Here is a 25,412-nt window from a genome sequence, read left to right on the forward strand (position 1 = left end):
GGACTACCCGGGCCGGTCGGGGTCACTCCAGGCCCGCCTCCGTACCCCGGCCCGGTTCGCGGACGGCCGCCAGCACCCGCTCGTAGCGCCGTGCCGTGTCGGCCAGGACCTCGGCGGCCACCGGCAGCCGTTCCGCCTGGTACGCGTCGAGCGCGTCCTCCCCGGCCGCCCCGGAGAGGACGGCTCCCAGCGTCCGGCCGAGGGCGGCGGCGTCCTGGATGCCGGTGTTCATGCCCAGCCCGCCGGCTATGGGGTGGACGTGTGCCGCGTCCCCGGCGAGGAAGGCGCGGCCCTCGCGTATCCGGGTGGCCATGCGGACGTTGACCCGCCAGGAGGAGAGCCAGGTGGGCTCCGTCAGCCGTATCCCCGGCATCCGGGCGTGCCGGTCGAAGATCCGCTGGAAGCTCTCCAGCGAGGGCGGCAGCGTCTCGCCCCGCTCGTCCGTCTCGGGAGCGGCCTGCAGCTGGAACGCGTCCGTCCCCGGCATCGGGCAGAGCAGGATCCCGCCTCCGTCCGAGGTGAACCACTGGTGCCAGAACTCCCGGCTGAGCCCGGGCGCACCGACATCCCCGATGACCATCGCCGGTTCCTTCTCGCCACTGCCTTCGAAGGGGATCGAGAGGAGTTTGCGGGTGGTGCTGTGCCCGCCGTCGCACCCCGCCAGGTAGCCGGCCCGGATCACGGTGCCGTCCTCCAGCAGTGCGCGGACGCCGTCCGCGTCCTGGGTGATTCCGGCGAGCCGTGCCCCGTACTCGACCCGTACGCCCAGCCCGGCCAGCCGGTCGCGCAGGCTCTCCTCCACCTGCCACTGCCCGATGAGCAGCCCCGTATCCACGGCGGTGTCCTTGACGAGCTCCCCGTCGAAGTACTTGCGCAGCACCACGCCTTCGTGCCCCTTGTCCCTCACGGAGTCGGCCACGCCGAGCTCCTCGAAGATGGCGAGGCTTTTCGGCCAGAGGCCCTTGCCCCGGGACTCGCGGTGCGGTCCCCGGCGGCCTTCGACGATCCGCACCGCGATGCCGCGGCGGGCCAGATCGCAGGCGAGCGTGAGGCCGGTCGGGCCGGAGCCCGCGATCAGCACATCCACATCCACATCCCGATCCACATCCACATCCCGATCCACATCCGCATCCACATTCACTGCGTTCGTCATGAGACGTCCCCTCGTTTTCGGTATCTCAAGGAAAGCGGCTCCCGACAGAAAATGCAACCCGGTTACAAAACTAACTAGGTCACTCATTCGTGTTAGGGTGGAGGCATGGAGAACACGAAGGGTCTGCGCGAGAGCAAGAAGCTCCGGACGCGACAGCAGCTGGCGGCCACGGCGCTGGAACTCTTCCTGGAGCGGGGCTTCGACGCGGTTTCCGTGGCCGATGTCGCGGCCGCCGCCGAGGTCTCCAAGCCCACGCTGTTCCGCTACTTCCCGAGCAAGGAGGACCTGGTCCTCGACCGCTTCGCCGACCACCAGGACGAGGCGGCGCGCATCGTGCGCGACCGTGCTGCCGGGCAGACCCCGGTGGCGGCCGTGCGCGCCCACTTCCTGGCGGCGCTCGCCGAGCGGGATCCGATCACCGGGCTCTGCGACCACCCGAACGTGCTCGCCTTCGAGCGGCTGCTCTACGGCACTGCCAGCCTGCAGTCCCGGCTGGCCCACTACACCGCCCGCGAGGTGGAACTGCTCGGGGCCGTTCTCGAAGCCGAAGCCGTCGACCCGCTCACCGCCCGCCTGGCGGCCGGCTACCTGGTGGCGGCCCGTCAGGAGCTCGGCCGGGGGAACTGGCGCCGCATCGACGCCGGCCGGAGCGCCGACGAGGCCCACCCCGCGGCCGTGGCCGACGCGGAGCGCGCCTTCGCCCTCCTGTCCGGCGGCCTCGACCGGGCACTGCCCGCCCGCCGGGAGCGATGACGCCCTGCCGGGCCGCCGGCGAACTGCCCCGGTCCGGGAAGGGGGGTCCGGGAAACCCCGGTTGATCGCGGCCTGGTCGGCCCGAAGGCTGGTGGCGAAGCTGAGGCCATGACCGACAGCAACAGTGATGTGACCGGCTTCCGCGACCGTGTCTTCCTGATCACCGGCGGAACCAGCGGAATGGGCCCGGCCACCGCGCGCCTGCTCCTGGAAGCCGGCGCCCACATCGTCATCACCTGCCGTGACGATGCCCGCCCCGACCGCGCGGCCGAACAGCTGGACCACGCGTCCGGCCAGGGGGCCCAACTCGATCAGCCCGGGCTACATCGTCACCGAGATGTTCGACGCCGCCAACCCGGACCCCGCCTCACACGATGCGATCCGCTCCCAGGTGCCGCTGGGACGGCTCGGCCGGGCCCGGGACATCGCGGAGACCGTGGCCTTCCTCCTCTCACCGCGGTCCTCGTACATCACCGCCCAGGACATCGCCGTCGACGGAGGCCTGGTGACCGCGATCCCCGCCTCCTGACGGCGGGCGCCGCGGGGCGGCCGCCTGGTCCCGCCTGGTCCCGCCTGGTTCTGCATGGCCCTGGTACTACACCCGGATGGAACAGGGCCGCGTAGCCAACCCCTCGGGCGCGGTGCTCGACGCCCTGGCCCGCGCACTGCGGCTGGACGCGGATGCCACGCGGCACCTGCACCGCCTCGCCCGGCCGCGCGGCCCCTTCCCCGGCGCGAGGCCGGGCCGCAAGGCGTGCGCCCCATGCTGCAGCGGCTGCTGGACGATCTGGTGGACATGCCGGCGATGGTGATGGGCCGGCGCATGGACGTACTGGCCTGGAACACGGCGGCGGCCGCCCTCTTCGGCGACTACGCGGCGATGCGAGGACTTCCGTCGCTGGTGGGCCGAGCATCCGGTACAGGACAAGACCTCGGGAACCAAGCGGTTCCACGATCCGGTGGTCGGCGACCTGGAACTGGCCTACGAGACCCTGCGCGCCACGGACGACCCCGATCAGGCCTTGATCACCTATGCCGCCGAGCCGGGCGGCCCGTCGCACGACGCCCTGCGGATGCTCCTGGCCTGGGCCACCGAGGCTCCCTCCCCCCTGCCGGACGGCGACCGCGTGCGCTGACCCTCCGTGCCTCCGTTGCCGAGCGGATCGCGGTCGGCCGCGGTGCCTCAGCCCAGCAGGATGCGCTTCAGTTCGCGGGCCGCGCGCGGTGGCGCCACGTCCGTGCGGTGGGCCAGGGCGATCGTGCGGCGCAGGGGGGAGCCCGCCAGGGGCGTGGCGCGCAGGCCGGACCCGGCGTGGTCGACCACCATCGCCGGAACCACCGCGATGCCGAGCCCCGCGCGGACGAAGCCCAGTACCGCGTCCATCTCCCCGCCCTCCACCGTGAACACCGGCTCGAAGCCCTCCGCCCGGCAGGCCGCCACCGTCAGGTCCCGCAGGTCGTAGCCGTGCCGGAACATGACCATCGGTTCGTCGCGCAGCGCGGACACCGTGAGCGAACCGCCGCCCGCCGGAGGCGGCAGGGCCGCCGACGAGACCACCACCAGGTCCTCGGTCAGCAGCTCCACCGTGGTCAGCGCCGGCGCCGAAGGGGGCAGCGGCAGGGCGATGAGCGCGAGGTCCAGGGAGCCGCGCGCGAGCTCCCGTACGAGGTCCAGCGAACCGCTCTCCTCGATCAGCAGCTCGATCCCCGGATGGGCGGTGTGGAAGGCGCGGAGCACGCCCGGCAGCAGGCCGGTGCACAGGCTCGGGGTGGCCCCCAGCCGGATCCGGCCGCGCCGCAGCTGCGCCAGCTCCTGCACCTCCAGCCGCGCCGTGTCCGCGTCCGCGAGGATCCGGCGGGCCAGCGGCAGCAGGGTCTCGCCGGCGTCGGTGAGGGTGATGTTTCCGCGGGCCCGGCTGAAGAGTTCGGCGCCCAGCTCCCGTTCGAGCGCCTTGATCTGCTGCGACAGGGAGGGCTGGGCCACGTGCTCGCGTTCGGCGGCGCGCGTGAAGTGCCGGGTCTCGGCGACGGCGACGAAGTAGACCAGCTGCTGGAACTGCATCCCCCCAGGTTAGCGCCTGCATAGGCTGCACCTATCGACTTCAGCTCCGTCATGTCTTGGACCTTTCGGGACCTTCGTCCTTACGGTCAATGTCATGGCTCTGGCAACGCGGACGGATCGACGGCCGTCCACCACGCGCACGCTCTGGGACTCCTCCGTCGGCAAGAAGTCCGTGATGGCCGTCTCCGGCCTGATCATGCTCGGCTACCTCGTCGTGCACATGCTCGGCAACCTCAAGATCTTCTTCGGTGCGGAGGAGTTCAACGGCTACGCCCACTGGCTCCGCACCCTCGGATCGCCCTTCCTGCACCACGAGTGGGCCCTGTGGATCGTCCGGGTGGCCCTGCTCGCGGCCGTCGTCGCGCACGGGGTCTGCGCGTACCAGCTGAGCCGCCGCGACATCAAGGCGCGCCCGGTGAAGTACGCCCACAAGCGCCGCCGCGCGAGCTACGCCACCCGCACCATGCGCTGGGGCGGAATCATCCTCGCCCTCTTCATCGTGTGGCACCTGCTCGACCTCACCACGCTCACCGTGAACGAGCGGGCCTGGGCCGGGCACCCGTACGAGAACGTCCTCGCCACCTTCTCCACCTGGTACGGAAACACCATCTACCTCGTGGCGATGGCCGCCCTCGGACTGCACGTCCGCCACGGCTTCTGGAGCGCCGCCCAGACCCTGGGCGCGGGCAACGCCCGGCGGGACAGGACCCTGAAGTTCCTCGCCAACGCCCTCGCCCTCGTCCTCTTCGCGGGCTTCGTGTCCGTACCCGTCGCCGTCATGACCGGAGTGGTGAGCTGACATGAGCAACGACTACGCCGACTACACCACCGGTGATCCGATCGCCGACGCCAAGGCCCCCGAGGGCCCCATCGCCGAGCGCTGGGACCGCCGCCGCTTCGAGGCCAAGCTGGTCAACCCGGCCAACCGGCGCGGGCACACCGTCATCGTGGTCGGCACCGGCCTGGCCGGTGGCGCCGCCGGTGCCACCCTGGCCGAACAGGGCTACCACGTCGTCCAGTTCTGCTTCTCCGACTCCCCGCGCCGTGCCCACTCCATCGCCGCGCAGGGCGGCATCAACGCGGCCAAGAACTACCGCAACGACGGCGACTCCGTGCACCGCCTCTTCTACGACACCGTCAAGGGCGGCGACTTCCGCGCCCGCGAGTCCAACGTCCACCGCCTCGCCCAGATCTCCGTCGAGATCATCGACCAGTGCGTGGCCCAAGGCGTTCCCTTCGCCCGCGAGTACGGCGGCCTCCTCGACACCCGCTCCTTCGGCGGCGTCCAGGTCTCCCGCACCTTCTACGCCCGCGGACAGACCGGACAGCAGCTCCTCCTCGGCGCCTACCAGGCGCTCTCGCGGCAGATCGCCGCCGGCAACGTCGAGATGCACGCCCGCACCGAGATGCTCGACCTGATCACCGTCGACGGCGTGGCCCGCGGGATCGTCGCCCGCGACCTGGTCACCGGCAGGATCGAGACCCACTACGCGGACGCCGTCGTCCTCGCGAGCGGCGGCTACGGCAACGTCTTCTACCTCTCCACCAACGCCATGAACTCCAACGCGACCGCCGTCTGGCGGGCCCACCGGCGCGGCGCCTACTTCGCGAACCCCTGCTTCACCCAGATCCACCCCACCTGCATCCCGCGCACCGGCGACCACCAGTCCAAGCTCACGCTGATGAGCGAGTCCCTGCGCAACGACGGCCGCATCTGGGTCCCCAAGGCCGAGGGCGACACCCGCCCCGCCGCCGACATCCCGGAAGCGGAACGCGACTACTACCTGGAGCGGATCTACCCCTCCTTCGGCAACCTCGTGCCCCGCGACATCGCCTCCCGCGCGGCCAAGAACGTCTGCGACGAGGGCCGCGGCGTGGGCCCCGGCGGCCAGGGGGTCTACCTCGACTTCGCCGACGCCATCCGCCGCATGGGCAAGGAGAAGGTCGCCGAGAAGTACGGCAACCTCTTCGACATGTACGAGCGGATCACCGCGGAGAACCCGTACGAGGTCCCCATGCGGATCTATCCCGCCGTGCACTACACGATGGGCGGACTGTGGGTCGACTACGACCTCCAGACCACCGTCCCCGGCCTGTTCGCGATCGGCGAGGCCAACTTCTCCGACCACGGCGCCAACCGCCTCGGCGCCTCCGCCCTCATGCAGGGCCTCGGCGACGGCTACTTCGTGCTCCCCTCCACCATCAACGACTACCTGGCCCGCAACCCGCACCTGGACACCGTCGACGACACCCACCCCGAGGCCGCGGCCGCCGTCCGCGAGACCCGCGACTGCCTCGCCAAGCTGCTCGCCGTCGACGGCGACCGCACGCCCGACTCCTTCCACCGGGAGATCGGCGAACTGATGTGGGAGTACTGCGGGATGGCCCGGACCGAGGAGGGCCTGCGCAAGGCCCTCGCCCGGATCCCCGAGATCCGCGAGGAATTCTGGCAGCGGATCAAGGTGCCGGGCAGCGGCGAGGAGTTCAACCAGTCGCTGGAGAAGGCCAACCGCATCGTCGACTACCTGGAGCTCGCCGAGCTGATGTGCCTCGACGCCCTCCACCGCGCCGAATCCTGCGGCGGCCACTTCCGCGAGGAGTCCCAGACCCCGGACGGCGAAGCCGCCCGCCGGGACGAGGAGTTCGGGTACGCGGCCGCCTGGCAGTACACCGGAACCGGCGCCGCGCCCGTCCTGCACAAGGAAGACCTCGTCTTCGAGTACGTCCACCCCACCCAGCGGAGCTACGCATGAAGCTCACCCTGCGCGTCTGGCGCCAGAAGAACGCCGCCGAACCCGGCGCGATGGCCTCGTACGAGGTCGACGGCATCTCGGAGGGCATGTCCTTCCTCGAAATGCTCGACACCCTCAACGAGGACCTCATCCTGAGCGGAGAGGACCCCGTCGCCTTCGACCACGACTGCCGCGAGGGCATCTGCGGCGCGTGCAGCCTCGTCATCAACGGCGACGCCCACGGTCCTGAGCGCACCACGACCTGCCAGCTCCACATGCGCTCCTTCACCGACGGCGACACCATCGACGTCGAACCCTGGCGCGCCTCGGCCTTCCCCGTCGTGAAGGACCTCGTCGTCGACCGCGGGGCGCTCGACCGGGTCATCCAGGCCGGCGGCTACATCACCGCCCCGACCGGTTCCGCTCCCGAGGCGCACGCCACGGCCGTGCCCAAGCCCGACGCCGACTACGCCTTCGAGCACGCCGAGTGCATCGGCTGCGGGGCCTGCGTGGCGGCCTGCCCCAACGGCTCCGCGATGCTCTTCACCTCCGCGAAGGTCAACCACCTGAACGTGCTCCCGCAGGGGTCGCCGGAGCGCGAGACCCGGGTCCTGGACATGGTCGCCACGATGGACGCCGAGGGCTTCGGCGGGTGCACCCTGACCGGCGAGTGCGCCACCGCCTGCCCCAAGGGGATCCCGCTCCCGTCGATCGCCGCCATGAACAAGGAGTGGCTGCGGGCCGTTCGTCGGGGCCCCCGCTGACCTGTGGATTTCATAAGAATGAGGTCACGGGGGGAAGATCCTGTTCACCTTTCGGACACCGACCCGTAAGGTGAGTTTCGGCCACCGGGGGCCGCCGTGCACCGTGGGGCCGATTTCTGCGTCCACGAGCCCTGAGGTGATCATGAGCGGCATCCGTCGGCATCTGAGCTGGATGCCGTTCCAGCGGACCGCGTCGTCGTCGCAGCCGAAAGGCGCGGAGCGCGGACGCGGGTCCCGGACCCCGGCACAGGCGCGGGAGGCCCGGCGGACCGTCCGCGAACGGGAGATCCTGGCGCAGGCGAACGAATCCGGCAGCATCGTCGAACGCGGGGGCCGGCTGGCCGTCGTACGGGACGACCTGCTCCCCGCCCAACTCGCCGAGCTGAACCTCCGCGAGGTCGCCGAGGTCCTGGAAGCGGCATCGATGCCCTACGGCCTGGTCCCCGACGGGGAACTGGTCCACCGGGTGGCGCTCGCCCCCGGCACCCGCGCCGACGTGCTCGCCGCCTGCGCGAAGGGCTTCGCCGGCCGGCCCGTCTACGCCGACCTCCTCGGCCCCCGCACCGCGCTCGGCACCGCCCTCGCCGAGGAACTGCCCGAGGCCGTCGCCGCGGCGGAGGCCGAGACGCCCGGCGCGGTCGTCGCGGGGATCCGGCTCTACATCCCCGTGGTCACCTCCGGGTACACCCTCCACATGGGCCCCGAACAGGGCTGTGAGCTGGAGTTCTGGAAGCCGGCCAACGGCCCCGGCGGGGTCGCCTCCCTCCGGGAGACCCCCTTCGGCTGGTGGGTGCCCTCGATGGCGGCCACCGCCCACCGGCGCATCGGCGACCGTGAGTACCCGGTCCTGACGGCCCTCGACCGCCGTTTCCCCGAGGACATCGACTTCCCCATCGACGCCGTGATCACCTGGGTGGACGGCTCGGACCCGCAGTGGCGCCGCCGCCGGGACCGGGCGGCCGCGGCCGACGTGACCGGCGAGTCGGTGGAGACCGTCGAGTCCGTGGAGACCGACAGCCCCGCCGGTGCCGACACCCCCGACGCCGACACCTCCGACGCCGACACCGCCGACAGCGGGGACCACCGCTTCCGCGACCGCGGCGAGCTGCGCTCCTGCCTGCGCTCGATCGCGGCCTACGCACCCTGGATCCGCCGGGTCTTCCTCGTCACCGACGACCAGGTCCCGGACTGGCTGGCCGCGGAGCACCCCGGTCTCACCGTGGTCCACCACCGGGAGCTGTTCGCCGACCCCGGCGCCCTGCCCGTCTTCAACTCGCACGCCATCGAAACCCAGCTGCACCGCATACCGGGCCTCGCCGAGCACTACCTCTACTTCAACGACGACATCTTCCTCGGCCGCCCCCAGCGCCCGCAGAACTACTTCCTGCCGTCCGGTCTGCCGAAGGTCTTCCACGACACCCGGGCCGTCCCGCCCAGCTCCCCGGACAGCCACGACGACGTCTACACCACCTCGCAGCGGGCCACCCGCCGCACCGTGGAAGCGCTCGCGGGACGCACGTACCCGCGCATCCTCGCGCACGCCCCGTACGCGCAGAGCCGCTCCCTCTACGCCCGGCTCGAAGAGGCACTGCCCGGCGGGCTCGACGCGACCAGCCGGTCCGTCTTCCGCAGCGCCACCGACCTCGCCCCCGTCACCCTCGCCCTGCATCTGGCACTCGCCCAGGGGCGCGCGGTGGAAGGCGACCTGGCCACCGCGTACGTGTCCACCGCCGGGACCAAGGAGCTCAAGCGGCTGGGCGGCCTGCTGCGCGACCGGGGCACCGATGCCTTCTGCCTCGCCGACGACTCGGGCACCGAGGTGTCTCCCGAGGAGCAGCACCGCGAGCTCAGGGCCTTCCTGGAGGCCTACTTCCCCGTCGCCTCGCCGCACGAGGCCGCGGGCCGGGCCGCCGCGAAGGGCCGGCCCGCCGGGAACGTCCCCGATCCTTCCGCGCACGACCACGACGGGTCCGCCGATCGGATGATCGGAGCGGCTCCCGTCGCGCCGTGACCCGCCGCCCTCCCGGGCGTGGGTGACAGTGGGCGCATGTCTCAAGGCCCTCCCACCCCCGCCGGATCCGGCCCGCGCCGCCGCACCGTGCTGGCCGCCGCCCTCGCCCCGCTGACGGTGGCCGGCTGCGCCGGGGAGCAGCGGCCCCCGACGCCGCGCCCCGGCCCCGAGGCCGCCAAGGACGCGCTGGTCATGCTGATCCGGCACGCGGAGAAGCCGTACGCCGGGGACACCGGCGAGGACGACGAGGGCAACGAGACCCCCGGCTCCCTCGCCGTCCGGGGCCTGCGCCGCGCCCAGGAGCTGCCCGCCCTCTTCCCGCCGGCCAAGGGTGCCGTCCTGCCCCGGCCCGGGGCCGTCTTCGCGGCCGGCGGCAAGCCGGGGGCGCCCGCGCGGTGCCGCCAGACCGTGGAGACGCTCGCCACCGCCCTGGGTACGCCCGTCCGCGCCGAGTTCGCCGTCGGAGCCGAGCCCGCCCTGGCCGGGGCGGTGCTGGCGGCGCGGATGCCCGTCCTGGTCTGCTGGGAGCACCAGGGGATGCCCCGGCTGATCCGGAGCCTCGGAGCGCAGAACGTGCTGGGGCTGCCGGCCGCCTGGCCCGACCGCTACGACCTCGTGTGGACGCTCACCCGCAGACAGGGCATCTGGACCTTCCGCGAACTTCCGCAGCACCTGCTCCACGGGGACGCGTAGCGGAGGTGCCGGGCCGTGCCGGGACACCGCGGTGACCGGCCGGTACGGGCGTACGCTGAGAAGTGGACTCGGGGCCGTGGTGCGCCGGGAGGTCGACGATCATGACGGGAATCGTCCGAAGGGGCTTCGATTCCGCTGACGAGACACGACGGTTCGAGGACGGCAAGGGCAGACTCGATCTGCTCGACACCGCCGGCGGGCCGGTCGGCCGGGCCGTGTTCGAGCCCGGATGGCAGTGGTCGCAGCACATCAAGCCCATTGCGGGAACCGACAGTTGCCAGGCCGCCCACGTGGGCTACATCGTCAGCGGCCGGATGAAGGTCGTCATGGACGACGGTGACAGCATCGAGGCGCGACCCGGGGACTTCATCCAGATCGATCCCGGCCACGACGCCTGGGTGCTCGGCGACGACCCGTGCGTCGTCCTCGACTGGCAGGGCTACGGAGACTTCGCCAAGCCCGCGGACGCCTGACCTGCCGTCTTGCCGGCAGCTGCCGATCACCGGCCCCGACGGCTACCGGCCCGACGCGAGGGCCTGCGCGAGGGCCTGCGCCAGATAGGACGCCGTACGGCTGCCCGTGGCGCGGGCCACCTCGGCCGGTGTGCCCGCGGCCACCACCCGGCCGCCGTCCGCGCCGCCGCCCGGCCCCAGATCGATGACCCAGTCGGCGCCCGCGACCACCGCCATGTCGTGCTCCACGACCACCACCGAGTGTCCGGCGTCCACCAGGCCGTGCAACTGCCGCAGCAGCACCGTGACATCAGCCGGATGGAGCCCCGTCGTCGGCTCGTCCAGCAGGTACAGGGTGTGGTCGCGGCGCACGCGCTGGAGCTCCGTCGCCAGTTTGATGCGCTGCGCCTCGCCGCCCGACAGCTCCGTGGCGGGCTGCCCGAGCCGCAGGTACCCCAGGCCGATGTCCGACAGCGCGCCGAGGCTGCGGGCCGCCGCCGGGACCCCGGCGAAGAAGGAAGCCGCCGACTCCACCGTCAGGTCGAGCACCTCCGCGATGGTCAGTCCCGCGTAACGGACCTCCAGGGTCTCGGAGTTGTACCGGGCACCCGCGCACTCCGGGCACGGGGCGTAGGTACTGGGCAGGAACAGCAGCTCCACCGAGACGAAGCCCTCGCCCTGGCAGGACTCGCACCGCCCGCCCGGCACGTTGAAGGAGAAACGGCCCGCCTTCCAGCCCCGCGCCTTCGATTCCGGCGCCGCCGTGAAGAGCCGGCGCACCACGTCGAACAGCCCGGTGTACGTGGCCAGGTTGGAGCGCGGGGTCCGGCCGATCGGCTTCTGGTCCACCTCCACCAGCCGCCGCACGGGGAACTCCGGCTCCGCCAGCCGCTCGTGGACCTCCCGCGCGAGGACCTGGCCCACCAGCGTGGACTTCCCGGATCCCGACACCCCGGTCACCGCCGTGAACACCCCGAGCGGGAACTCCGCTTCCAGATCACGCAAGTTGTGCCGGTCGACACCGCGGAGCCGGATGCTCCCGGTCGCCTTCCGTGCGGCCCCCGAGCGCCACTCGTCGGGCCGCCGGGCCCCGAACAGGTACGGGGCCGTCGCCGAGTCCGCCACCGCCGCCAGGGCCTCCGGGGGGCCGCTGTGCAGCACCCTGCCGCCGTGCTCCCCGGCGAGCGGGCCGACGTCCACCAGCCAGTCCGCGTGCCGCACCACGGCCAGGTCGTGCTCCACCACGAACACCGTGTTCCCGGCCTCCTTGAGCCGGTCCAGGACGCCGAGCAGCGCCTCCGTGTCGGCCGGGTGCAGCCCCGCCGACGGCTCGTCCAGCACGTAGACCACCCCGAACAGTCCCGAACGCAACTGCGTGGCCAGCCGCAGCCGTTGCAGCTCGCCAGCCGACAGGGTCGGGGCGGCGCGGTCCAGGCTCAGGTAGCCCAGCCCCAGCTCGGTGACCGGGCCGATCCGGGAGCGCAGGTCCTCGGTGAGGACCCGGGACGCTTCGCCGCCGCCGTGCGCGGTGGCCAGTACCCCGTCCAGCTCCGTCAGCGCCAGCGCCGCCAGCTCGGCGATGGTGCGGCCCGCGAAGGTCACGGCCAGGGCCTCCGGGCGCAGCCGCCTGCCCCCGCACACCGGGCACGGCGCATGGGTGAGGAACTTCTCGGCGCGGGCCCGCAGGGTGAGGCTCTTGCTGTCGGCGAAGGTCCGCATCACGTACCGGTGGGCGCTCATGTACGTGCCCTGGTACGGGCGTTGGATCCGGTCGGCCTCCCGCACCGGATGCACCGTCACCACCGGCTGCTCCTCGGTGAACAGGATCCACTCGCGGTCCGCCGCCGGCAGCTCCCGCCAGGGCGCGTCCACGTCGTGGCCGAGGGCCTCCAGGATGTCGCGCAGGTTCTTGCCCTGCCAGGCGCCGGGCCAGGCCGCGATGGCACCCTGACGGATCGACAGCCCCGCTTCGGGTACCAGCAGTTCCTCGCTGGTGCGGTGCACCCGCCCGAGGCCGTGACAGGAAGGACAGGCCCCGGCGGCTGTGTTGGGGGAGAAGGAGTCGGAGTCCAGGCGCTCGGCGCCCGGCGGGTAGGAGCCGGCCCGTGAGTACAGCATCCGCAGCGAGTTGGACAGGGTGGTCACGGTCCCGACCGAGGACCGGGACCCGGGGGAGGAACGCCGCTGCTCCAGCGAGACGGCGGGCGGGAGCCCGGTGACGGAGTCGACCTTCGGCGCGCCGATCTGGTGGATCAGCCGGCGGGCGTACGGGGCCACGGACTCGAAGTACCTGCGCTGGGCCTCGGCGAAGAGCGTGCCGAAGGCCAGCGAGCTCTTCCCGGAGCCGGAGACCCCGGTGAACACGGTCAGCGCGTCACGCGGAATGTCCACGTCGACCCCGCGCAGATTGTGCTCCCGGGCGCCGCGGACGCGGACGTAGGGATCGAGGGCGTGCGGGGCGGCGGGCTGGCGCATTCGTCCTAGTTTAGTGTGCGTGCCCGTCCGGGTGCTCCGTGAGGCCGGCGAGCCGGGCGAGCCGCCCGAAGGAGTCCAGGAGCGCCGTCCGGTCGTACGTGGACGTGGTGACCAGCAGCTCGTCCGCCCCGGTCAGCTCCGCGACCTCGGACAGCTCCGCCGCGACCTGCTCCTCCGTGCCGTGGATGTGTCCCGCGAGGGCGCCCTCGTACAGCTCCCGCTCCTTGGCGCTCATGGGGAGGGCCTCGATCTCCTCGGCCGGACGGAGCGGCGGGAAGCTGCCCCGGGTCCGCGAGTACGCGACGGCCCAGGCCTCCGGCACCAGGATCCGCCGGGCGGCCTCGGTGGTGGCGGCCACGGCGACCGTCCCGGAGGCCACGACGTACGGCCGGGAGCCCCGGGCGGAGGGCCGGAACTCCTCGCGGTAGGCCGTGACGATCTCCGCGACCCGGGCCCGGGCCCGCAGGTCCCCCACGACCAGGGGCAGCCCGGCGCGGGCCGCGATGCCCGCCCCCTCGCCGGTGGCCAGCACGTACGCCGGGATCCGCATCCCCTCCGCCGGGCGGGCGTGCACATCGGGGTACGCCCCCTGGGAGCCGTCGATCCAGCCCAGGAGCTCCGCGAGCTGTTCCTCGAACCGGTCGGCGTCGGCGGTGTCCCGCCCGAGCGCGCGGCGGATCCCGCCGGTGAAGCCGACGGAGCGGCCGAGGCCCATGTCGATCCGGCCGGGGAACAGCGACTCCAGGACCCCGAACTGCTCGGCGACGACCAGGGGCTGGTGGTTGGGCAGCATCACCCCGCCCGTGCCGACGCGGATCCGGGAGGTCGCCCCGGCCACGGCGGCGGCGAGCACCGTGGGCGCGGATCCGGCGACCCCGGGCACGCTGTGGTGCTCGGAGACCCAGAACCTCCGGTACCCGAGCCGCTCGGCGGTGCGCGCCAGCTCCACGGTGTCGCGCAGGGCCTCGGAGGCGGGGTGCCCCTCGCGGGTGCGGGACCGGTCGAGTATCGAGAGTGTGCGGATCACACCTGGTTCAACGCGCGGAGGGCGTCAGGATTCCCCGGGGGTGAGGATGCTTAGGCTGGCGGGGTGACCGAGACTCAGAACCGAAGGCCCCTGGCCGTCTTCGACATCGACAACACCCTGGCCGACACGGCCCACCGCCAGCACTTCCTGGAGCGCCGGCCGCGCGACTGGAGCGGCTTCTTCGGCGCGGCCCCGGCCGATCCGCCCCTCGCCCGCGGGATCGCGCTCGCGGTGGAGAGCGCGGCCGACTGCGAGGTCACGTACCTCACCGGCCGCCCGGAGCGCTGCCGGGCGGACACGGAGGACTGGCTCGCCCGCAACGGGCTGCCCGAGGGGCGGCTGTGGATGCGCGGGAACCAGGACCGGCGGCCCGCCCGGACGACCAAGCTGGAGGTCCTCCGGCGGATCTCGCGGGGCCGCGAGGTGCGGATGCTGGTGGACGACGACGAGCTGGTGTGCCGGGCGGCGCGCGCGGAGGGCTTCCGGGTGGTCCTGGCGGACTGGGCGGCGGACGCGCCGGAGCTCAAGGACGCGCAGGAGGGCGAGGGCCGCACCTGAGGGCGAGGGCCGCACCTGAGGGCGGCCGGAACGCCCTGCGGAGGGCGCCCCGGGGTCCGCTCGGGCGGGCCGGGCTCCTCGGCCCGCCCGGACGGCTCGCCCGCCCGCCCGTCCGCGCCGACCCGGCCCGCCGGAAGAGGTCGCGGAAACCGGCCTTCAGGCCTCGCCGTCGTCGAGCCGGAAACCGACCTTGATGCCCACCTGATAGTGCGCGATCTCGCCGTTTTCGATGTGTCCTCTGATCTGGACCACTTCGAGCCAGTCGAGGTTGTGCAGGGTCTCGCCCGCGCGGGCGACGCCGTTGCGGATGGCCTGGTCGATGCCCTCGTGGGACGTGCCCACGATCTCGGTCACCCGGTACGTGTGATTGGACATGGGGGTCTCCCGGACACTGGGTGGCTGTTGCCTTGTTCTACGGTGCCCCAGTAAGTCCTGGTCCGCGAACTTTGCGTGAAGAATCCATAGCGATACCCCCTTGACCCACCCATTGGTCTATGCCAATTTCAAGCCATCTGCGATCCAATCCCCAGAAGGTGACCTTCGTGAAGATGCGCTTCCTTGCCGTGTCCACCGCTCTCGCGGCCGCGACCGCCCTCACCGGCTGCAGCCTCGCCGGGTCGGGCGGAGGTACGCAGAAGGTGACGCTCTGGCTGATGAAGGGCAGCGCCTCCGAAGAGTTCATAGGCCAGTTCACCACCAGCTTCGAGAAGGAACACCCGGGCGTGGACCTCGAAGTGAAGATCCAGGAGTGGACGGGCATCGGGGACAAGGTCAACGCCGTCCTGTCCGGCAAGAGCGAGGACGGAGCCGACGTCATCGAGGTCGGCAACACCCAGGTCGCGCAGTACGTCGAGGGCGGCGGCGTCTCCGAACTCACCCTGGAAGCCCTGCGCGAATGGGACGGCAAGGACTGGCTGAAGGGTCTGTCCGAGCCCGGCAAGGTCAACGGCGCCCAGTTCGGCGTCCCGTGGTACGCCGCCAACCGCGTGGTGATCTACAACAAGGACCTCTTCGCGGACGCCGGGGTGAAGGCTCCGCTCAAGACCCGCCAGGAGTGGATCCAGGCCACGCAGAAGCTCGACAAGGGCCCCCAGCAGGGTATCTACCTCGCCGGGCAGAACTGGTACGTCCTCGCCGGGTTCATCTGGGACGAGGGCGGCGAGCTCGCCGTCGAGAGCAGCGGCCAGTGGATCGGCACCCTCGACGAGCCGAAGGCCCTGGCCGGAATGGAGTTCTACAAGCAGCTCCAGGCCCTCGGCGACGGCCCTAAGGAGGCCGACGAGGAGACGCCCCCGCAGTCCGACGTCTTCGCCCGCGGCGGGATCGCCCAGATCATCGCCACGCCCGGCCAGGCCGCCGCCATCGAGGCCGCGAACCCGGACCTCAAGGGCAAGCTCGGCTTCTTCCCGATCCCCGGCAAGACCGCCGAGAAGGTGGGCTCGGTCTTCACCGGCGGCTCGGACCTGATCATCCCCGAGAAGACGAAGCAGCGTAAGCACGCCGTCGACGTGATCACGGCCCTGGTCAGCGAGAAGTGGCAGACCGAACTCGCCCGCACGATGAGCTACGTACCCAACAAGTCCACCCTCGCGCACGTGGTCGCGGGCAACGACGGCGCCGCCGCGATGGCCCCCGGCGCCGCCCAGGGGCGCGCCACCCCGCAGTCCCCGCGCTGGGCCGAGGTGGAGGCCAAGAACCCGATCAAGCCGTTCATGACGGCCGTGCTCACCGGCCAGGACCCCGAGCAGGCGGCGAAGGCGGCCTCCGACACCATGAGCAAGGTCCTCAGCTCCGACCGCTGATCAAGGCGCCCGCCAAGTTCAGCGTCCGCACATCCAAGGGCCGCGAAGCGGCCATGTCGAATCCAGCCGGTCACGGAAGAAGTAAAGAAGCCAGGCCACACACCCGCCGGCCTGGCTTCCCGTGCCGGACCAGGAGCCGTCATGACCATCGCCCCCCTGTCCCCGTCCGCCGTGACCCCCGCCCTCCTCCCCGCTCCCGCGCCCGCCCGGCGCCCGGCGGACACCGACACCCCCGCACCCCGCTACGCCGTCCGCATCGCCCGCGACGAGAACGAGGTCCGCGCCGCACAGCGGCTGCGCCACCAGGTCTTCGCCGGAGAGCTCGGCGCCCGTCTCGACGGCCCGGAGCCGGGCCTGGACTCCGATGCCTTCGACGCCTACTGCGACCACCTCCTCGTCGTGGACGAGGAGACCGAGCAGGTCGTCGGCACCTACCGGCTGCTGCCCCCCGAACGCGCCGCCATGGCCGGGCGCCTCTACTCGGAAGGCGAGTTCGACCTCTCCGCGCTCGCCCCCATCCGCCCCGACCTGGTCGAGGTCGGCCGCTCCTGCGTCCACCCCGACCACCGCAACGGCGCCGTCATCGCCCTGATCTGGGCGGGCCTCGCCCGCTACATGGACCGCTCCGGGCACAACTGGCTCGCCGGCTGCTGCTCCGTACCGCTCTCCGACGGCGGGGTGCTGGCCGCCGCCACCCGGGAGAACGTCCTCACCCGCAGCCTCGCCCCCGTCGAGTACCGGGTCACCCCGCACCTCCCCTGGAACCCCGAGGGCATCGCCTTCCCGAGCCGGACGGAACTGCCCCCGCTGCTGCGCGGCTACCTCCGCCTCGGCGCCTGGGTCTGCGGCGAGGCCGCCCTGGACGCCGAGTTCGGCTGCGCCGACCTGTACGTCCTGCTCTCCCTGCGGCGCACCAACCCGCGCTACCTCAAGCACTTCCTGTCGCTCGCCCCGGCCTCATGAGCACCTGGCTCCCGACCTCGCCCTGTACCCCCGCGGACTGCGCCGGCCACGAGGGGCGCACCGCGAGCGTGCCGTTCGCGGTCCTGCGGCTCGCCGCCGCCATCGGCGTGGTCCTGCTCGGAATCCTGGGAGCCCCGCCGCTGCGGCTGCTGCCGGAGCGGGCCCGGCACGTGCTGGTACGGGCCTGGGCCGCGGCTCTGCTGGGCGCCTTCGGCCTGCGGATCACCGTGCACGGGACGCCCGGCGCAGGGCCCGGGTCCGGGTCCGGGTCCGGGTCCGGGTCGGGGCTCGGCCCCGGAATCGGGCCCGGCCGCGGCCGGCTGATCGTCGCCAACCACATCTCCTGGCTCGACATCCCGCTCGTCGCCGCCGTCCTGCCCTCCCGGATGCTGGCCAAGAGCGACATCCGCAGCTGGCCGGTGCTCGGACCGCTCTCCCGGCAGGCCGGCACCCTCTACATCGAACGCGACCGGCTGCGCAGCCTGCCCGCCACCGTCGGCCTCCTCACCCGGGCCCTGCTCGACGGCGACCGCGTCACCGTGTACCCCGAGGGCTCCACCTGGTGCGGGCGCGCCCAAGGGCCGTTCCGCCGGGCCGCGTTCCAGGCCGCGCTGGACGCGCGCGTACCCGTACAGCCCGTACGGATCAGCTACCTGCTCGACGGCGGCGGCCCGGCCGGGGCGCCCGCCTTCGTCGGGGACGATCCGCTGACCGCCTCCCTGTGGCGGATCGCGCGGGCCCGCGGGGTGCGCGCCGAGGTCCGGCTGCTGCCGCGGATCCCGCCGGGCCGGTACGCGCACCGGCGGGACCTCGCGGCCGCGGCTCAGGCCGCCGTGCTCGGCGAACCGGTACCCGTGTCCCGGCCGGCGCCGCCGCTGCTGCTGTCCGGCGTGCCCGCCCAGCCGTCGGTGCCGATGCCGTCGGCCACCGACAGCGACAGGGCGAAGCGGCCCCCGGCGTCCGTCCACCAATGGGTCAACTCAAGCCCCGCCGCGGCCAGTTCCTTACGGATTCCCTCCTGACGGAACTTCGCCGAGATCTCCGTCAGGATCTCCTCACCCGCCTCGAAGGGCACCTCCAGATCCAGCGCCCGGACCTTCACCACCAAGGGCCTGCGGGCCCGCAGCCGCATCTCGATCCATTCGTGCTCCCGGTTCCACACCGCCACGTGCGCGAAGTCGGCGGTGTGGAAATCCGCGCCCAACTCCCGGTTCACCACGGACAGCACGTTCCTGTTGAACTCGGCCGTGACCCCCTGCGCGTCGTCGTACGCCGACACCAGGACGGCCGGGTCCTTCACCAGGTCCGTCCCCATCAGCAGCGCGTCCCCGGGCGACAGCATCGCCCGTACGTCCGCCAGGAACACGGCCCGCTCCGGCGGCAGCAGGTTCCCGATCGTGCCGCCCAGGAACACCACCAGCCGGGGTCCGGGGGAGTCCGGCAGTTGCAGCGCGCGCGTGAAGTCGGCCAGCAACGCGTGCACGCGCAGCCCCGGATGCTCCTCCAGCAGGACCTTCGCCGCCCCGGTCAGCGCGCTCTCGCTCACGTCCACCGGTACGTACGTGTCCAGCGCGGGCAGCGCCTCGATCAGGTGCCGGGTCTTCTCCGAGGAGCCGGAACCCAGCTCCACCAAGGTGCGGGCCCCGCTCACCGAGGCGATCTCCCGGGCCCGTTCGAGCAGGATCTCCCGCTCGGCACGCGTCGGGTAGTACTCGGGCAACCGGGTGATCTCCTCGAAGAGTTCACTGCCCCGGGCATCGTAGAACCACTTGGGCGGCAGCGACTTGGGGGACCGGGTCAGCCCGTCGTGCACATCCGTGCGCAGCGCCGTCTCGGCGGTGTGCTCGTCGAGGGTGCGCGTCAGCTGGAAGTCGTTCACTGGCCTTCGTCTCCTTGCTGCGGTGCGTGCGGTGCGTGCGGTGTGGGCGGTGTGTGCGGCGTGTGCGGTGCGAACAGTGCGTGAGGGGCGCGGGGTGTGCGCGGGGCGCCGGCGGCGGGCTCCTTCAGGGAGGTGAGTTCGACCCGGGTGCGCGTGGCGGTCAGCAGGGTCCGGTCGGGGACCTCGCACCAGCGCGGATCGTCGTCGTAGGGCTCCGAGGCCACCACCGTGCGCTGCGCCGCGGCGTCGGCCAGGTACCACAGGGAATCCCCCCAGGCCGTCGCCGCGACGGCCCCGCCGTCGGTCAGCAGCAGGTTCAGCCGGGATCCGGGCGCGGCCCCGGCCAGTTCCCGAACCGTTCCGGCCAGCGCCGCACCCAGGTCCGGGTCCCTCCGCAGCCGGTGCAGGACCAGCGCCCAGATCAGCGCCGAATCCGTACGGGCGGCCAGCGACAGCAGTTCCTGGGGCGGCAGGGACGCGGCGACGGGGGCCGCGGCGTCCGGCCAGTCCCGCACCGAGCCGTTGTGGCTGAACAGCCAGTGGCCCTCGGCGAACGGCGCGGCCGCCGCCTCCCCGTCCGCACCGGGGCGCGTGGCGTCCCGTACGGCGGCCAGTACGGCACCGCTGCGGACCACCCGGGCCAGGTCGCCGAAGGTCAGGTCGCCCCAGATCGGCCCGGCCCGGCGGTACCGGGCGGGCACCGGGTCCCCCTCCGCGTACCAGCCGACGCCGAAGCCGTCGGCGTTGACCGTGCCGGAACGCTGGCGGCGCGGCTCCCACGACTGCCTGACCAGCGAGTGCTCGGGCTCGCTCAGCACCCGGCCGAGGCTCACGGGCGCCCCGAGGTAGGCGAGGTGACGGCACATCAGGCCTGCCCGGCGGGGGAACTGGCGGGGGAGCCCGCGGGGGCGGCGCCGCGCGCGGTCCGGAACCCGGAGAAGATCTGCCGGCGCACCGGGAGGTCCCAGTTGCGGAAGGTGCCCCGGCAGGCCACGGCGTCCACGGCGAAGGAACCGCCGCGCAGCACCTTGTGCTCGGGGCCGAAGAACACCTCGGAGTACTCGCGGTAGGGGAACGCCCGGAAGCCGGGATAGGGGAGGAAGTCCGAAGCCGTCCACTCCCACACGTCGCCGATGAGCTGGCGCACCCCGAGCGGGGAGGCCCCGGCCGGATAGGCGCCCGCCCGGGCCGGCCGCAGGTGGCGCTGGCCGAGATTGGCGTGGGCGGGCGTGGGGTCCGCGTCGCCCCACGGGTAGCGGGTGGAACGCCCGGCCGCCGGGTCGTGGCGGGCGGCCTTCTCCCACTCCGCCTCGGTGGGCAGCCGCCGCCCCGCCCAGCGGGCGTACGCGTCGGCCTCGTACCAGCTCACGTGCAGCACCGGCTCGTCCCCGGGCACCGGTTCGGTGACCCCGAAGCGGCGGCGCAGCCAGGTGCCGCCCTCGCGGTGCCAGAACAGCGGGGCCTCGATCCCGTGCCGGCGGATCTCCGACCAGCCGGGCGCCTCCCACCACCGCTCCTCGTGGTAACCGCCGTCCGCCATGAACTCCTGGTACGCGGCATTGGTCACCGGAACGGTGTCGATCCAGAACGCCTCGACCTCGCGCTCGTGCGCGGGCCGCTCGTTGTCCAGCGACCAGGGCTCCGCGGAGGTGCCCATCGTGAACGGGCCCGCGGGTATGAGGACTTCGGCCGCTGCCGGCGGCGGTCCCTGCGGAGGATCCGGGTCGGGAGCCGCCAGCACGGGCGCACCCTGGCGCAGCTGATGGGTGATCAGCATCGTCTCGTCGTGCTGCTGTTCGTGCTGGGCGATCATCCCGAAGACGTAGCCGCCGTCCAGCAGGGCCGTGCCCTCCAGGGGGGTGCGGTCGAGGAGGTCGAAGACCCGGCCGCGCACTTCGGCGGCGTACCGGCGGGCCTCGTCCGGGCTCAGCAGCGGCAGCTTCGGCCGTTCCGCACGGGGATGCTCGAACGCATCGTAGAGCGGGTCTATCTCGGGGTGCAGGGACTCGCGGCCGGCGACGTTCCGCAGCAGCCAGAGCTCCTCCATGTTCCCGATGTGCGCCAGGTCCCAGACCAGCGGGGACATCAAGGGGGAGTGCTGGGCGGTCAGTTCGGCCTCGCTGACGGCATCGGTGAGTCCGGCCGTACGGGCGCGCGCCCGGGTCAGGGCGGCGGCGGCCCGCTCGCGCAGGAGCTCCGGTTCGGCGGTCATGAGCGTGCCTCCTCGCCGGCCGGCTGCGGTCGGGATCGCGGGTGCGGGCGCGTCGACGGCTGCGGGTGCGCCTCCGTCTGCAGTGGTTCGGTCCGGTCGTCGGCCGGGGAGCGGCCGCGGGACGCGTAGCGATCGGTGAACTCGCCTACCGCGTCCACGACATGGCCGGAGGCTCCCAGCCGCGGCAGTGCCGAGAGCGCGGCCCGGAAGCAGGCGCGGGCCGCGGACCGCAGCTCGGGATCGGACAGTGCGTCGCGGGCGGCGGACCGCCACAGCGGATTGCGCGGCGCGGGCCGGGCGCCGTAGGTGTCGGCCAGCCCCTTCGCCACCCGGTACGCGGTCTCCGCGGCCTCCGGGTCGTCGAACAGTGCGTGCACGACGGCCACCGGGACCAGCCAGCCGTCCTCGCCGGGCTGGGCGTCGATCATCCGCAGCTCCAGATGGCCCCGGGGCCGCACCGGCGGGAACAGGGTGGTCAGGTGGTATTCCAGGTCGGCGGCGGTCGGCGGACGGGGGCCGCCCCCGGAGCGCAGCCAGTCGCGGAAGGTCAGCCCGCGCGGCACCGTCCAGGGCACGCCCTCCTCGTCCGTCCGCACGCACATCACCTCGGTGTCCAGCGCCTGCCGGGTCCACGCACCGCGCGGCTCCGCCTCCAGCGGCGGGGCGAGGGAGCGCCGGGTGTCGATATCGCTCCAGATCCCCTGGCGGGCGCACCGCCAGCCGGCGTACGGGCCTTCGTGCGCGGGGGAGTTGGCGAAGGCGGCGACCAGCACCGCACCGAGCAGGTGGGCGAGGCGCCAGCGCCTGCCGTGGCCCAGCGGGCCGGGCTCCTCGTGACCGGCGTCCACGTTGACCTGGACGGAGGCCGAGGCGCGCATCATGGCGCGCCCGGCCGGCCCGGTGCGGTCGAAGTAGGTCTCCATGGCCTCGTACCGCGGGCTGGCCAGCATCCTGCGCAGCGGCCGGCGCGGGTCCTGGCCGAGTCCGCGCAGCACCAGTCCCTGGTCGCGCAGGGCGCCCCGGACGGCGGTCAGATCGGCCTGGAGGCCGTCGACGCAGCCGGTCAGGGAGGAGGCGGGGGGCGAGCTGAGCTCCAGCTGCCCGCCGGGCTCGACGGTGACGCCGGAACCGAGGGGGAGGGCGCGTGCCGCGTCGTGCGCGGCGGCCAGGCGGTCGTGGGAAACGGGCCGGCCGGGCCGTTCGGCGTCGAACACCAGCCATTCGAGCTCCGCGCCCAGCAGGCGGGGCGGGCCGGTCTTGAAGCAGATGCCGTGGATCAGCTCCTCGGCGGTGGCTTCGGTCAGTCGGGTGAGTGAGTCCTGGGGCATGACGGGGCCCTCGTCTCCTGTCGTCGGCTGTGACATCACCCGTGCCTACCCGTCCTTTGGGGCACAAATCCATTGCGGGCGCCGTGCCGGTGCGCCGAAGATCACTGCATGAGCGGCAGATTGCGCGAGATCGCGCGGGAGAATGCGGAGATCGTTGCGGCCGGCGGCTACCGGACGCGGTCGGGACGGCAGGTATCGGTTGCCGCCGCCGTGGCGGAGGCCAAGGCAGGAACCAGAATATACGGACCAAACCGTGTCATTCCAGGCGACCCGGACGGGCGCGACGCCCGCCGGACCGCAGTCGAGGTCACCGGCGAGAGCAGCACGGTCGCCGCCCGCAGGCTCGCCGCGGAACACCCCGGGACCGTTTCGGTGGCCGTCCTGAACTTCGCTTCGGCCCGGAATCCCGGGGGCGGCTACGTCCGCGGGGCCAAGGCGCAGGAGGAGGCCCTCTGCCGCGCTTCGGCGCTGTACGAGACCCTCCTGGAGGCCCCGGAGTACTACGAGATCCACCGCGCCGAGGTCAGCACCTTCTACACCGACCGGGTGATTCACTCGCCCGGGGTGCCCGTCTTCCGCGACGACCGGGGCGATCTGCTGGACACCCCCTTCCGGGCCGGATTCCTCACCTCACCGGCCCCGAACGCGGGCACCGTCCGCCGCCAGGAACCGGACCGCGAGCCGGAGATCCCCGCCGCCCTCGCGCGCCGCGCCGAGCTGGTCCTGGAGGTGGCCGCGCTGCACGGGTACCGGGGGCTGGTCCTGGGGGCCTGGGGGTGCGGGGTCTTCCAGAACGACCCCGCCCAGGTGGCGGAGGCCTTCCGCGGACTGCTCGCGGGGCGGTTCGCCGGCGTGTTCGAACGGGTGGTGTTCGGCGTGCTCGACCGGAAACCGGAGACGCGGGAGACGTTCGAGCGGGTGCTGGCGGACCTGATGAGGACCTGACGAGGACCTGACCGATGCGGCACCATGGCCGTCGACCGGGTGGACGACGGTGGGGGTGGGACATGAAGGGCTTCGGCTCGCGAAGACGACGCAAGGGCATACCGACCGAGCCGGCGTTGGTGGCCGCGGCTGCGGAGAATCCCGGTGGGCGCGTCGCCGAGATCGACCGGACGTACATCGACGATCCGAACGGCTACGTGCCCCCCGAGGCGATCCGCGGCGTGTGGCTGGTGGACGGCAGCGGGAAACTGACAGGTGAATACCAGGGGAACCCCCGTCACGGGGTGCCACAGGACGACTTCACCGGGCTCACCGACCCCGACCACTGGCTCGGCTGGCTCGGCGACGATCCCGCGGCCGCCGTCCGGCAGGGAATCGAAGAGACCTTGCGCGCCCAGGTGGGGGACGCGGTGCTCGAATGGGTCAAGATCCTCGAAACGCCCCGCTTTCTCACGGGTGGGCCCCGGCATCCTGAGAAGGAACACATCGTGCTGGTCAGCCGCGCGGCACTCGCCGCGCCGTTCGCGTTGTCCGTGCGCACAGCGCAGCACGGCCGTTCCCTCCTCCTGGGAGTGTTCTCCTGGGCGGCGGTGAACCTCCTCCCGCCCGAACTCCGCAGCGACCGGCACTGGTTCGACCTGGGCGTCGGGCTGGACTGGGCCGAGGAGCGGCTTCAGCGACGGATCTACGAGGTGGACGGTGAGGACGGCGCCCCCGAACGGTAGGGCGGCGGGCGAGCGGCGGGCGAGCGGCGGGCGATGCCGAGGCGCGGCCGTCTGCCCGTCACGCCTCGGCACGGCCCCGGCCTAGCGCCAGCCGTACCGCTCGCGGAGTCGGTCCACGACGAGCTGGAAGCGGCCCCGGTCCAATGCGCACGCCTCGCGCCGCATGCCGTCCTCGTGGACGCGCAGCACCCGGTCCACGTCGACCCAGGACTCCCGGCCCGCGCTGTCCCAGGGGCCGGTCCCGATGGGGACCCACTCCCGGTCGTGGTCGTGCCGCTTGCTCGACAGCTGCACGGCCAGCAGCGTGCCGCCCGTTTCGCGGGCGACGACCAGCACCGGCCGGTCCTTGCCGCGCCCGTCGTTCTCCTCGAAGGGAACCCAGGTCCACACGATCTCGCCGGGATCGGGATCCCCGTCGCGATCGGGGGCGTACGAGGTCTGCACCGGGCCGATGGCGTGCGGATCGGCCTCGGCGGTCGCGGTGACCCCGTCGCGCCCCGGTTGCTCGACGTGACCATTGCTGTGGTGGGAAAGTGCCGTCATTCGGGCGAGGTTACCGGGTGACGGGATGCGCGGGGGGTGCCTGCCCCGGCGGGTCTCCGGGGGTCGGCGCCTAGGTCGTCTCTTTCGGATCTTGTCGGCCGAGCCCGCGGCGTCTGGCACCGCACCTGGGCGTGCTGCCGGGGTGTTCGCGTACTGGGCGTACGTGGTCGCCTCGGTAGTGCGGCCAGGTGCGGTGCCAGGCGTCGCGGGCCCGGCAAGATCCGAAAGAGACGGCCTAGATGTGTTGTCCCGAGACGTTGGTGACACGCGTGCTGGGTTCTTGAAATGGGTGAGGGCCTCCGGGTTCGGTGTGGATTGCGACATCTCCACCTAGC

Annotated in this window: 23 protein-coding genes and 4 pseudogenes; 17 read left to right on the forward strand and 10 right to left on the reverse strand. The window is 72.7% G+C overall.

From position 1 onward, the window contains the following. Positions 1-22: 22 nt before the first annotated feature. Positions 23-1,093 carry an FAD-dependent monooxygenase gene (locus ACFWNV_RS31015; protein ID WP_383953470.1) on the reverse strand — a complete coding sequence of 357 codons (1,071 nt, stop codon included), beginning with the start codon at positions 1,091-1,093 and terminating at the stop codon, positions 23-25. A 165-nt stretch (positions 1,094-1,258) separates the two neighbouring features. On the opposite strand from ACFWNV_RS31015, the gene ACFWNV_RS31020 reads away from it, so the two are divergent. The 5 genes and pseudogenes from ACFWNV_RS31020 to ACFWNV_RS31040 all read left to right on the forward strand — a co-directional run. Next, positions 1,259-1,906: a TetR/AcrR family transcriptional regulator gene (locus ACFWNV_RS31020; protein WP_383953472.1), complete on the forward strand. Its 648-nt coding sequence runs from the start codon at positions 1,259-1,261 to the stop codon at positions 1,904-1,906. 180 nt (positions 1,907-2,086) lie between these two features. Further along, positions 2,087-2,158: pseudogene (locus ACFWNV_RS31025) on the forward strand (hypothetical protein); the annotation flags it as partial. Next, the gene (locus tag ACFWNV_RS31030) at positions 2,154-2,435 is read left to right on the forward strand and encodes an SDR family oxidoreductase (RefSeq protein ID WP_383953511.1); all 282 of its coding nucleotides are present in this window, start codon (positions 2,154-2,156) and stop codon (positions 2,433-2,435) included. The pseudogene ACFWNV_RS31025 and the gene ACFWNV_RS31030, both read left to right, overlap by 5 nt. Before the next feature lie 234 nt (positions 2,436-2,669). Further along, a pseudogene (locus tag ACFWNV_RS31035) lies at positions 2,670-2,766 on the forward strand (transcriptional regulator); the annotation flags it as partial. A 24-nt stretch (positions 2,767-2,790) separates the two neighbouring features. After that, positions 2,791-3,042, forward strand: a pseudogene (locus ACFWNV_RS31040) (transcriptional regulator); the annotation flags it as partial. 47 nt (positions 3,043-3,089) lie between these two features. Here the strand turns inward: ACFWNV_RS31040 and ACFWNV_RS31045 are convergent. Then, positions 3,090-3,968 (reverse strand): LysR family transcriptional regulator, encoded by an 879-nt coding sequence (locus ACFWNV_RS31045; RefSeq protein WP_266961908.1) that lies wholly within the window; start codon positions 3,966-3,968, stop codon positions 3,090-3,092. Positions 3,969-4,062: 94 nt separating this feature from the next. Here ACFWNV_RS31045 and ACFWNV_RS31050 point away from each other — a divergent pair, with 94 nt between their 5' ends. The 6 genes from ACFWNV_RS31050 to ACFWNV_RS31075 all read left to right on the forward strand — a co-directional run bounded on the left by ACFWNV_RS31050 (position 4,063) and on the right by ACFWNV_RS31075 (position 10,641). Next, a complete protein-coding gene (locus tag ACFWNV_RS31050; RefSeq protein WP_383953475.1) occupies positions 4,063-4,767 on the forward strand; it encodes a succinate dehydrogenase cytochrome b subunit in 705 nt (234 codons plus the stop codon). Between the two features lies 1 nt (position 4,768). After that, on the forward strand, positions 4,769-6,721 hold the full coding sequence (locus tag ACFWNV_RS31055; protein WP_383953477.1) for a fumarate reductase/succinate dehydrogenase flavoprotein subunit: 1,953 nt from the start codon (positions 4,769-4,771) through the stop codon (positions 6,719-6,721). Further along, positions 6,718-7,464 carry a succinate dehydrogenase/fumarate reductase iron-sulfur subunit gene (locus tag ACFWNV_RS31060; RefSeq protein WP_383953479.1) on the forward strand — a complete coding sequence of 249 codons (747 nt, stop codon included), beginning with the start codon at positions 6,718-6,720 and terminating at the stop codon, positions 7,462-7,464. The genes ACFWNV_RS31055 and ACFWNV_RS31060 overlap by 4 nt, the downstream gene beginning before the upstream one ends. A 142-nt stretch (positions 7,465-7,606) precedes the next feature. Then, positions 7,607-9,475 carry a stealth family protein gene (locus tag ACFWNV_RS31065; protein ID WP_383953481.1) on the forward strand — a complete coding sequence of 623 codons (1,869 nt, stop codon included), beginning with the start codon at positions 7,607-7,609 and terminating at the stop codon, positions 9,473-9,475. Positions 9,476-9,511: 36 nt separating this feature from the next. Continuing rightward, the gene (locus ACFWNV_RS31070) at positions 9,512-10,168 is read left to right on the forward strand and encodes a hypothetical protein (protein ID WP_383953483.1); all 657 of its coding nucleotides are present in this window, start codon (positions 9,512-9,514) and stop codon (positions 10,166-10,168) included. A 101-nt stretch (positions 10,169-10,269) separates the two neighbouring features. Then, positions 10,270-10,641, forward strand: a complete 372-nt coding sequence (locus ACFWNV_RS31075) for a cupin domain-containing protein (RefSeq protein ID WP_383953485.1) — start codon at positions 10,270-10,272, stop codon at positions 10,639-10,641. A gap of 42 nt (positions 10,642-10,683) precedes the next feature. On the opposite strand, the gene ACFWNV_RS31080 is transcribed toward ACFWNV_RS31075, so the two are convergent. Together ACFWNV_RS31080 and ACFWNV_RS31085 are read right to left on the reverse strand one after the other, a co-directional pair. Beyond that, positions 10,684-13,095 (reverse strand): ABC transporter, encoded by a 2,412-nt coding sequence (locus ACFWNV_RS31080; RefSeq protein ID WP_383953487.1) that lies wholly within the window; start codon positions 13,093-13,095, stop codon positions 10,684-10,686. Between the two features lie 10 nt (positions 13,096-13,105). Beyond that, a complete protein-coding gene (locus ACFWNV_RS31085; RefSeq protein ID WP_383953489.1) occupies positions 13,106-14,122 on the reverse strand; it encodes an LLM class flavin-dependent oxidoreductase in 1,017 nt (338 codons plus the stop codon). A gap of 63 nt (positions 14,123-14,185) precedes the next feature. Between ACFWNV_RS31085 and ACFWNV_RS31090 the strand changes: the two genes are divergently transcribed. After that, complete coding sequence (locus ACFWNV_RS31090) at positions 14,186-14,680, forward strand: hypothetical protein (RefSeq protein WP_383953491.1); 495 nt, start codon at positions 14,186-14,188, stop codon at positions 14,678-14,680. A gap of 156 nt (positions 14,681-14,836) precedes the next feature. On the opposite strand, the gene ACFWNV_RS31095 is transcribed toward ACFWNV_RS31090, so the two are convergent. Then, entirely contained in the window at positions 14,837-15,055 is a 219-nt protein-coding gene (locus ACFWNV_RS31095; protein ID WP_383953493.1) for a dodecin, read from the reverse strand. A 167-nt stretch (positions 15,056-15,222) separates the two neighbouring features. On the opposite strand from ACFWNV_RS31095, the gene ACFWNV_RS31100 reads away from it, so the two are divergent. The 3 genes and pseudogenes from ACFWNV_RS31100 to ACFWNV_RS31110 form a co-directional block, all read left to right on the forward strand. Next, a complete protein-coding gene (locus ACFWNV_RS31100; RefSeq protein ID WP_383953513.1) occupies positions 15,223-16,482 on the forward strand; it encodes an extracellular solute-binding protein in 1,260 nt (419 codons plus the stop codon). Between the two features lie 141 nt (positions 16,483-16,623). Further along, positions 16,624-17,445 carry a GNAT family N-acetyltransferase gene (locus tag ACFWNV_RS31105; protein WP_383953495.1) on the forward strand — a complete coding sequence of 274 codons (822 nt, stop codon included), beginning with the start codon at positions 16,624-16,626 and terminating at the stop codon, positions 17,443-17,445. Then, positions 17,442-18,035 (forward strand): annotated as a pseudogene (locus ACFWNV_RS31110) (lysophospholipid acyltransferase family protein); the annotation flags it as partial. The gene ACFWNV_RS31105 and the pseudogene ACFWNV_RS31110, both read left to right, overlap by 4 nt. 233 nt (positions 18,036-18,268) lie before the next feature. On the opposite strand, the gene egtD reads toward ACFWNV_RS31110, so the two are convergent. From egtD to egtA, 4 genes are read right to left on the reverse strand one after another with little or no spacing between them, the layout of a single operon-like run. Continuing rightward, positions 18,269-19,324 (reverse strand): L-histidine N(alpha)-methyltransferase, encoded by a 1,056-nt coding sequence (egtD, locus tag ACFWNV_RS31115; protein ID WP_383953497.1) that lies wholly within the window; start codon positions 19,322-19,324, stop codon positions 18,269-18,271. Continuing rightward, positions 19,321-20,190 carry an ergothioneine biosynthesis protein EgtC gene (gene egtC / locus ACFWNV_RS31120; RefSeq protein WP_383953499.1) on the reverse strand — a complete coding sequence of 290 codons (870 nt, stop codon included), beginning with the start codon at positions 20,188-20,190 and terminating at the stop codon, positions 19,321-19,323. Before egtC ends, egtD begins: the two co-directional genes overlap by 4 nt. After that, positions 20,190-21,536, reverse strand: a complete 1,347-nt coding sequence (gene egtB / locus ACFWNV_RS31125) for an ergothioneine biosynthesis protein EgtB (RefSeq protein WP_383953501.1) — start codon at positions 21,534-21,536, stop codon at positions 20,190-20,192. Before egtB ends, egtC begins: the two co-directional genes overlap by 1 nt. After that, on the reverse strand, positions 21,533-22,900 hold the full coding sequence (gene egtA, locus ACFWNV_RS31130) for an ergothioneine biosynthesis glutamate--cysteine ligase EgtA (protein WP_383953503.1): 1,368 nt from the start codon (positions 22,898-22,900) through the stop codon (positions 21,533-21,535). The genes egtB and egtA overlap by 4 nt, the downstream gene beginning before the upstream one ends. Before the next feature lie 72 nt (positions 22,901-22,972). Here egtA and ACFWNV_RS31135 point away from each other — a divergent pair, with 72 nt between their 5' ends. Together ACFWNV_RS31135 and ACFWNV_RS31140 are read left to right on the forward strand one after the other, a co-directional pair. Beyond that, a complete protein-coding gene (locus ACFWNV_RS31135) occupies positions 22,973-23,809 on the forward strand; it encodes a TIGR02452 family protein (RefSeq protein WP_383953505.1) in 837 nt (278 codons plus the stop codon). Positions 23,810-23,871: 62 nt separating this feature from the next. Next, positions 23,872-24,534 carry a hypothetical protein gene (locus tag ACFWNV_RS31140; RefSeq protein ID WP_383953507.1) on the forward strand — a complete coding sequence of 221 codons (663 nt, stop codon included), beginning with the start codon at positions 23,872-23,874 and terminating at the stop codon, positions 24,532-24,534. Positions 24,535-24,615: 81 nt separating this feature from the next. Here ACFWNV_RS31140 and ACFWNV_RS31145 read toward each other — a convergent pair whose 3' ends face one another. After that, a complete protein-coding gene (locus tag ACFWNV_RS31145; RefSeq protein ID WP_383953509.1) occupies positions 24,616-25,077 on the reverse strand; it encodes a type II toxin-antitoxin system PemK/MazF family toxin in 462 nt (153 codons plus the stop codon). Positions 25,078-25,412 lie beyond the last annotated feature (335 nt).

Origin of the sequence: Streptomyces sp. NPDC058401, assembly GCF_042722885.1 — a bacterium.
Classification (GTDB): domain Bacteria; phylum Actinomycetota; class Actinomycetes; order Streptomycetales; family Streptomycetaceae; genus Streptomyces.